The 8,213-nt window shown below is 57.0% G+C and carries 7 protein-coding genes, 1 tRNA gene and 1 pseudogene; all 9 read right to left on the minus strand.

Annotated elements, in window-relative coordinates:
• Positions 1–18: 18 nt before the first annotated feature.
• Positions 19–4,128, minus strand: a complete 4,110-nt coding sequence (gene rpoB / locus KW842_RS25475; protein ID WP_218306922.1) for a DNA-directed RNA polymerase subunit beta — start codon at positions 4,126–4,128, stop codon at positions 19–21.
• 259 nt (positions 4,129–4,387) lie between these two features.
• Complete coding sequence (rplL, locus tag KW842_RS25480; RefSeq protein ID WP_072789264.1) at positions 4,388–4,765, minus strand: 50S ribosomal protein L7/L12; 378 nt, start codon at positions 4,763–4,765, stop codon at positions 4,388–4,390.
• A gap of 66 nt (positions 4,766–4,831) precedes the next feature.
• On the minus strand, positions 4,832–5,365 hold the full coding sequence (gene rplJ, locus KW842_RS25485) for a 50S ribosomal protein L10 (RefSeq protein WP_218306923.1): 534 nt from the start codon (positions 5,363–5,365) through the stop codon (positions 4,832–4,834).
• A gap of 252 nt (positions 5,366–5,617) precedes the next feature.
• The gene (rplA, locus tag KW842_RS25490; RefSeq protein ID WP_218306924.1) at positions 5,618–6,313 is read right to left on the minus strand and encodes a 50S ribosomal protein L1; all 696 of its coding nucleotides are present in this window, start codon (positions 6,311–6,313) and stop codon (positions 5,618–5,620) included.
• A gap of 2 nt (positions 6,314–6,315) precedes the next feature.
• Positions 6,316–6,747, minus strand: a complete 432-nt coding sequence (gene rplK / locus KW842_RS25495; RefSeq protein ID WP_218306925.1) for a 50S ribosomal protein L11 — start codon at positions 6,745–6,747, stop codon at positions 6,316–6,318.
• Between the two features lie 121 nt (positions 6,748–6,868).
• The gene (nusG, locus tag KW842_RS25500; protein WP_218306926.1) at positions 6,869–7,480 is read right to left on the minus strand and encodes a transcription termination/antitermination protein NusG; all 612 of its coding nucleotides are present in this window, start codon (positions 7,478–7,480) and stop codon (positions 6,869–6,871) included.
• Positions 7,480–7,863 carry a preprotein translocase subunit SecE gene (gene secE, locus KW842_RS25505; RefSeq protein WP_090192332.1) on the minus strand — a complete coding sequence of 128 codons (384 nt, stop codon included), beginning with the start codon at positions 7,861–7,863 and terminating at the stop codon, positions 7,480–7,482. Before secE ends, nusG begins: the two co-directional genes overlap by 1 nt.
• Before the next feature lie 36 nt (positions 7,864–7,899).
• A tRNA-Trp gene (locus KW842_RS25510) sits at positions 7,900–7,975 on the minus strand.
• Between the two features lie 80 nt (positions 7,976–8,055).
• Positions 8,056–8,213 (minus strand): annotated as a pseudogene (locus KW842_RS25515) (elongation factor Tu); the annotation flags it as partial.

An 8,213-nucleotide genomic window follows, 5' to 3' on the forward strand; every position in this document is an offset into this window, starting at 1 on the left:
GGGGCGGCGGCCAGTGTCTTAGTTGCGTTCCAGGTCGATATCGATACCCAGGGAACGGATCTCTTTCACCAGCACGTTGAACGATTCCGGCATGCCGGCATCGATCACGTGGTCGCCCTTGACGAGGTTTTCGTACACTTTGGTACGGCCATTCACGTCATCGGACTTCACGGTCAGCATTTCTTGCAGCACGTACGATGCGCCGTACGCTTCCAGTGCCCACACCTCCATCTCACCGAAGCGCTGGCCACCGAACTGGGCTTTACCGCCCAGCGGCTGCTGCGTCACCAGCGAGTATGGACCGGTCGAACGCGCGTGCATCTTGTCGTCCACCAAGTGGTGCAGTTTCAGCATGTGCATCACGCCCACGGTCACTTTACGCTCGAAGGCTTCGCCAGTGCGGCCGTCGTACATGGTGACCTGATTCTTCGACGGGGTCATACCCAGGTGGGTAGCGATCTCGTCTGGGTAAGCCAGATCCAGCATGCGGCGGATTTCCGACTCATGCGCACCGTCAAACACCGGCGTTGCGAATGGCACACCGCGTTTCAGGTTGTGCGCCAGCTTCATGATCTCTTCGTCGTCGAAGTTGTCCAGATCTTCCGGACGGCCGGTTTCGTTGTAGACCGTGGTCAGATACTTGCGCATCTCTTCGACCTTGATCTGCTGCGCCAGCATTTCGCCGATACGGATACCCAGGCCTTTTGCTGCCCAGCCCAAGTGGGTTTCCAGAATCTGACCCACGTTCATACGCGATGGCACACCCAGCGGGTTCAGCACCACGTCGGCCGGCGTACCGTCCGCCATGTATGGCATGTCTTCCACTGGCACGATACGCGAAACCACACCCTTGTTACCGTGACGGCCCGCCATCTTGTCGCCCGACTGCAGGCGGCGTTTAACGGCCAGGTAGACCTTGACCATTTTCTGCACGCCAGGCTGCAGCTCGTCGCCCTGGGTCAGTTTCTTGCGCTTCTCTTCGAAGGCCAGGTCGAACTGGTGGCGCTTCTCGTTGATCGATTCCTTGATCGCTTCCAGCGCGGTCGCCGATGCGTCTTCCGCAGGGCGGATGTCGAACCAGTGATACTTGTCCAGATCCGCCAGGTATTCCTTGGTGATCTTGGCGCCTTTGGCCAGCTTCTTCGGACCGCCGTTGACCACTTGGCCAATCAGCATTTTTTCCAGACGCTGGAAGGCATCGCCTTCCACAATACGCATCTGGTCGTTCAGGTCCAGGCGGAAGCGTTTCAGTTCATCGTCGATGATCTGTTGCGCGCGCTTGTCGCGGACGATGCCTTCGCGGGTGAACACTTGCACGTCGATGACGGTGCCGACCATGCCCGAAGGCACGCGCAGCGAGGTGTCTTTGACGTCCGAAGCCTTCTCGCCGAAGATCGCGCGCAGCAGCTTCTCTTCCGGGGTCAGCTGCGTTTCGCCCTTAGGCGTTACTTTACCGACCAGGGTGTCGCCGGCTTGCACTTCAGCGCCGATGTAGACGATGCCCGATTCATCCAGACGCGCCAGCTGGTTCTCAGCCAGGTTCGAGATGTCGCGGGTGATTTCTTCCGCGCCCAGCTTGGTGTCGCGTGCAACAACGCTCAGCTCTTCGATGTGGATCGAGGTGTAGCGGTCGTCTTTCACGACGTTTTCCGAGATCAGGATCGAATCTTCGAAGTTCAGACCATTCCATGGCATGAAGGCCACGGTCATGTTCTGGCCCAGCGCCAGCTCGCCCAGGTCGGTCGATGCGCCGTCGGCGATCACGTCATGCTTGGCGACGCGGTCACCTACCTGCACGATAGGACGCTGGTTGATGTTGGTGTTCTGGTTGGAACGGGTGTACTTGATCAGGTTGTAGATGTCCACGCCGACTTCGCCAGCTTGCGCTTCGTCGTCGTTAACGCGGATCACCACACGGCCTGCATCGATGTAATCCACGATACCGCCGCGGACTGCCTGCACGGTGGTGCCGGAGTCGACTGCCACGGTGCGTTCGATGCCGGTACCGACCAGCGCCTTTTCAGGACGCAGGCAAGGCACAGCCTGACGCTGCATGTTGGCGCCCATCAGTGCACGGTTCGCGTCATCGTGTTCCAGGAATGGAATCAGCGATGCTGCCACCGACACGATCTGGCCTGGCGCAACGTCCATGTACTGGACGCGCTCTGGCGAGACCAGAATGGTTTCGCCGGCTTCACGCGACGACACCAGCTCATCGACCAGTTGGCCAGCTTCATTGATCTTGGCATTCGCCTGAGCAATGATGTAGCGGCCTTCTTCGATGGCCGACAGATAGTCGATCTGGTCGGTGATCTTGGAGTCCACCACCTTGCGGTATGGGGTTTCCAGGAAGCCGTATTCGTTCAGGCGGGCGTACAGTGCCAGCGAGTTGATCAGACCGATGTTCGGGCCCTCAGGCGTTTCGATCGGGCACACGCGGCCGTAGTGGGTCGGGTGCACGTCGCGCACCTCGAAGCCGGCGCGTTCGCGGGTCAGACCGCCAGGGCCCAGAGCGGATACACGGCGCTTGTGGGTGATTTCCGACAGCGGGTTGGTCTGGTCCATAAACTGCGACAGCTGCGACGAACCGAAGAATTCACGGATCGCGGCCGAGATCGGCTTGCTGTTGATCAGGTCGTGCGGCATCAGGTTGTCGGCTTCCGCCTGGCCCAGACGCTCTTTCACGGCGCGCTCAACACGCACCAGGCCGGCGCGGAACTGGTTCTCAGCCAGTTCGCCGACGCAGCGTACGCGACGGTTACCCAGGTGATCGATATCGTCGACTTCGCCGCGGCCATTGCGCAGTTCCACCAGGATCTTGATCACGGCCAGCACGTCTTCGTTCGACAGCGTCATGGCGCCAGTCAGTTCATCGCGGCCGATGCGGCGGTTGAACTTCATGCGGCCCACTGCCGACAGGTCGTAACGGTCCGGGCTGTAGAACAGGCCGTTGAACAGGGCTTCCACCGAATCTTCGGTTGGCGGTTCGCCAGGACGCATCATGCGGTAGATGGCGATACGGGCAGCGGTCTGGTCGGCGGTGTCGTCGATACGCAGCGTTTGCGAGATGTAGCCACCCTGGTCCAGATCGTTGGTGTACAGGGTCTGGATATCGGTCACGCTGGCGTCGCGCAGGCGGGCCAGCACTTCTTCGGTCAGCTCGTCATTGGCGTTGGCGATCACTTCGCCGGTGTCGGCGTCAACGATGTTCTTGGCCAGCACGCGGCCGACCAGGTAGTCTTCCGGTACCGAGATGTGTTTCAGGCCGGCGCCATCGATGTCGCGTACATGCTTGGCATTGATACGCTTGTCTTTCATGACGATGGTCTTGCCGGTCTTCGGATCGACGATGTCGAAGCGCGCGACTTCGCCGCGCAGGCGTTCGGCGACGAATTCCATTTCCGCGCCTTCGGAGCGCAGGTGGAAGTTGTCGAATACGAAGAAGTTGGCCAGGATCTGTTCCGGCGACATGCCGATGGCTTTCAGCAGGATCGATACCGGCATCTTGCGGCGACGGTCGACGCGGAAGTACAGAATGTCTTTCGGGTCGAACTCGAAGTCCAGCCACGAGCCGCGGTAAGGAATGATACGGGCCGAGAACAGCAGTTTGCCGGACGAGTGGGTCTTGCCACGGTCGTGCTCGAAGAACACGCCTGGGGAGCGGTGCAGCTGCGAAACGATAACGCGCTCAGTACCATTGATCACGAACGAACCGGTGGAGGTCATCAGAGGCAGTTCGCCCATGTAGACTTCCTGTTCCTTCATCTCTTTGACGACCGGCTTGGTCGGCGATTCCTTGTCCAGGATCACCAGACGTACCTTGGCGCGCAGCGGCGACGCGAACGTCAGGCCACGCAGTTGGCATTCCTTGACGTCAAAGGCAGGATCGCCCAGTACGTACGACAGGAATTCGAGACGCGCAAAGCCATTGTGCGAAACGATAGGGAAAATCGAGGTAAAGGCCGACTGCAGGCCATCGTTCTTGCGCGTCGACGGTGCGATGTCTTCTTGCAGGAAGCTGTGATAGGACTCGAGCTGGGTAGCCAGCAGGAACGGAACGTTGTGAACGTTGGCGCGCTTCGCGAATGATTTGCGAATGCGTTTCTTCTCAGTAAATGAGTAGTGCATGGACACTCCGTGAGTGACAGAAAGGGAAAAAATTTCAGGTTTAGCCTGTGTGGCTAAGGCAGTCTGTCACACAGACGAAACCTGAAACTTCTACCATTTCCAGCTGATTCAATTGGAACTGTAACGCCGGGAAAACGCTACAAATACGACACAGACGACAAAGGAGCCAAAGCCGGATATTTCCTCTTTTTCAAGAGGAACCATCCGCTGCTTTGGCTCGTGGCGCTAACTGTAAGCTGTTAGCTGCCGGTACAACTGATTACTTCAGGTCGGCCTTGGCGCCAGCTTCTTCCAGCTTTTTCTTAGCGGCTTCAGCGTCAGCTTTCGACAGAGCTTCTTTTACGGTTTTTGGTGCGCCATCAACCACGTCTTTGGCTTCTTTCAGGCCCAGACCGGTGATTTCGCGAACTGCTTTAATCACGCCAACTTTGTTCGCGCCGACTTCGGTCAGAACCAGGTTGAATTCGGTTTGCTCTTCAGCAGCAGCTGCGCCGCCAGCTGCGCCGCCAGCTGCTGGAGCAGCCATTGCAGCGGCCGAAACGCCGAATTTTTCTTCGAAGGCTTTGACCAGTTCGTTCAGGTCCATTACGGACATTTCGCTCACTGCGTTCAGGATGTCGTCTTTGCTAATTGCCATTTGAAACTCCAATAATTTTTTGATACGTTAATTCAGAATGCTACTTGAGGTAAAAACCCGTGCCTATTAGGCAGCTGGGGCTTCTTCTGCTGCAACTTCAGCAGCAGGAGCGCCTTCGGATTTTTTCGCTGCCAGAGCAGCCAGACCACGTGCAAAGCCCGATACCGGAGCCAGCATAACGCCCAACAGCTGCGAGATGAGGACTTCACGGCTAGGAATGCTCGCCAACGCTGCAACAGCTGCTTTATCCAGCTGTTTGCCTGCGTAGTTACCGGCAGTGATAACCAGTTTGTCGTTGGTTTTAGCGAAGTCAGCGATGACTTTAGCTGCTGCAACGGCATCGTCCGAGATCGAGTAGATCAGCGGACCGGTCATGCTGTCTGCCAGGGCGGCAAATTGCGTGCCTTCAACGGAGCGACGTGCGAGGGTGTTTTTCAACACTCGCAGGTACACGCCTTGAGCGCGCGCTTTGGCACGGAGTTGCGTCAAGTGAGCAACCTGGATGCCACGATACTCGGCCACGACGATAGTTTGCGCAGTTGCTACTTTTGCGGAAACTTCGGCGACGACGGCCTTTTTGTCATTCAGATTGAGACCCACGGTCAATCTCCTTAAATGATAGCCAGCTGAATTGCCGGCCATCGGTTCGAACAACGGCGTCCGAGGTTAGGAGTCCAATGGACTGCAAAACTTGATCGGGAACACCATCTGCGTTGGGTGAGACATTCAATTAACCGGATGCCTACCTGATGCATCCAGCCCAACGGTCTTTGATTGCGGCTGCTGCTTGCACAGCAGCCATCCCAAAGAACTGCCTCATGCCGGAAGGCACAAGGTCTTAATACTTAAAACTTAAGCTACCAGCGAAGCCTGGTCAACACGGACGCCAGCGCCCATGGTCGACGAGATCGACACTTTACGCAGGTACACGCCTTTGGACGAAGCTGGTTTAGCTTTGTTCAGTGCGTCGATCAGTGCGTTCAGGTTCGATTTCAGGTCTGCGTCAGCAAACGACTTGCGGCCGATGGTCGCGTGGATGATACCGGCTTTGTCGGTACGGTACTGAACCTGGCCGGCTTTCGCGTTTTTCACAGCGGTAGCGACGTCAGGGGTAACGGTGCCAACTTTCGGGTTAGGCATCAGGCCACGTGGGCCCAGGATCTGACCCAGGGTACCAACGATACGCATGGTGTCTGGCGAAGCGATGACGATGTCGAAAGGCATGTCGCCGGCTTTGACGCGCTCGGCCAGGTCTTCCATACCAACCACGTCGGCGCCAGCGGCTTTAGCTTGTTCAGCTTTGTCGCCCGAAGCGAACACAGCGACGCGAACGGTTTTGCCGGTGCCAGCTGGCAGCACGACGGAACCGCGAACAACCTGGTCCGATTTCTTAGGATCCACACCCAGTTGTACCGACACGTCGATCGATTCGTTGAACTTGGCGGTGGCCAGTTCTTTGATCAGAGCAACAGCGTTGTCGAACGAGTAGTTCTTGGTGCTATCAACTTTAGCTTTGATAGCTTGTGCGCGTTTGGACAGTTTTGCCATGATTACAGACCTTCCACCGTGATGCCCATCGAACGTGCGGAACCAGCGATGGTGCGTACAGCAGCATCCAGGTCGGCAGCGGTCAGATCAGGGGTTTTCAATTTAGCGATTTCTTCAGCTTGAGCACGGGTCAGCTTGCCGACTTTGTCGGTGTGTGGCTTGGCCGAACCTTTTTGCACGCCCGAGTGCTTCTTGATCAGGAAGGTCGCTGGCGGGGTCTTCATCACGAAGGTGAACGACTTGTCCGCGAAAGCGGTGATCACCACTGGAATCGGCATGCCTGGTTCCAGACCTTGGGTCTGCGCGTTGAACGCTTTGCAGAATTCCATGATGTTCAGACCGCGCTGACCCAGCGCTGGGCCGATCGGTGGGGATGGGTTTGCTTTACCAGCTGGCACTTGCAGCTTGATAAAACCAATGATTTTCTTTGCCATGATGGCTCCTATCTTGGATATGAGTAGTAGCGCCCCACCATGCGTGTTCTGCAGGGCGGGGCTCCTCTTTTGCCAGATGCACTAGGGTTTTGACACCGTCGCCCGTTCTGGCGAACGGTATTTATACTTTTTCGACCTGGCCGAATTCGAGCTCGACTGGCGTTGCGCGGCCAAAAATCGTGACCGAGACGCGCACTTTCGATTTCTCGTAGTTGACTTCCTCGACATTGCCGTTGAAGTCAGTGAACGGACCGTCCTTGATGCGGACTTGCTCGCCCACTTCGTACAGCACTTTAGGCCGTGGCTTCTCAACGCCTTCCTGCATCTGCTGCATGATCTTGTCGATCTCGCGCGCTGGAATCGGGGTTGGCTTGTTCGATTTGCCGCCGATGAAGCCGGTCACTTTGGAGGTGTTTTTCACCAAGTGCCAGGTTTCGTCGGTCATTTCCATCTCGACCAGCACATAGCCAGGGAAGAAACGGCGTTCGGTGACCGACTTCTGGCCGTTCTTGACTTCGACCACTTCTTCGGTCGGCACCAGGATCTGGCCAAACTGTTCTTGCATGCCGGCGCGCTCAACCCGCTCGGTCAGCGCGCGCTGCACGCTTTTTTCCATGCCGGAATACGCATGGACGACGTACCAGCGCTTGTTGCTGACTGGTACGCTGACTGGCGCAGCGGCTTCTACCGCAGGTACTTCGCCAGCCGCATCTTCTTGCACATTTTCGCTCATTATTTTCGTATGCCCAGAATGATGTCGTACAACAGGAATTCCAAGGTCTTATCCGTGCCCCACAGGAACAACGCCATGACCAGCACAAAGGCAAACACGATGCCGGTGATCTGGGTTGCTTCGCGGCGGGTAGGCCACACGACCTTTTTCGTCTCGCGAACGGCTTCTTTGGCGAAATTCAGGAAATCACGGCCAGTCGACGAAGTCCACAAGATCAAAACGGCAAAAGCCAAACCAGCCACAAGTGCACCTGCGCGCACCAGAGCTGGTTTGTCCGACAGGTAATAAAAACCTATCACGCCCACGATTGCAATGGCGATCGCCAGTACAACCTTAATCTTGTCATTCGACGTGCTGACGGTCTGCACGGATTGATTAGACATTTATATTTTACTTTCGGTGCCCTGCACCATATTCGGTGGCAGGGGCGGAGGGCCTCGAACCCCCAACCTTCGGTTTTGGAGACCGACGCTCTGCCAATTGAGCTACGCCCCTACATAAAACCTTAAAACTACAAAGGATCCGGATTATACCACCCGGACACCCGGGTGGCAATCTTGATGCCTAACTGGGGATTAGCCCAGGATCTTGGCTACAACGCCGGCGCCAACGGTACGGCCGCCTTCGCGGATTGCGAAGCGCAGACCTTCTTCCATCGCGATCGGGTTGATCAGCTTGACGGTGATCGACACGTTGTCGCCTGGCATAACCATTTCTTTGTCCGCTGGCAGTT

Source organism: Duganella sp. sic0402 (assembly GCF_019219065.1).
GTDB lineage: Bacteria > Pseudomonadota > Gammaproteobacteria > Burkholderiales > Burkholderiaceae_D > Rugamonas.

Bases quoted from the DNA above. Each gene is read 5' to 3' on its own strand.
- rpoB (WP_218306922.1), bottom strand. From the start codon at position 4,128: ATGCACTACTCATTTACTGAGAAGAAACGCATTCGCAAATCATTCGCG.
- secE (WP_090192332.1), bottom strand. From the start codon at position 7,863: ATGTCTAATCAATCCGTGCAGACCGTCAGCACGTCGAATGACAAGATT.
- rplL (WP_072789264.1), bottom strand. From the start codon at position 4,765: ATGGCAATTAGCAAAGACGACATCCTGAACGCAGTGAGCGAAATGTCC.
- nusG (WP_218306926.1), bottom strand. From the start codon at position 7,480: ATGAGCGAAAATGTGCAAGAAGATGCGGCTGGCGAAGTACCTGCGGTA.
- rplA (WP_218306924.1), bottom strand. From the start codon at position 6,313: ATGGCAAAACTGTCCAAACGCGCACAAGCTATCAAAGCTAAAGTTGAT.
- rplK (WP_218306925.1), bottom strand. From the start codon at position 6,747: ATGGCAAAGAAAATCATTGGTTTTATCAAGCTGCAAGTGCCAGCTGGT.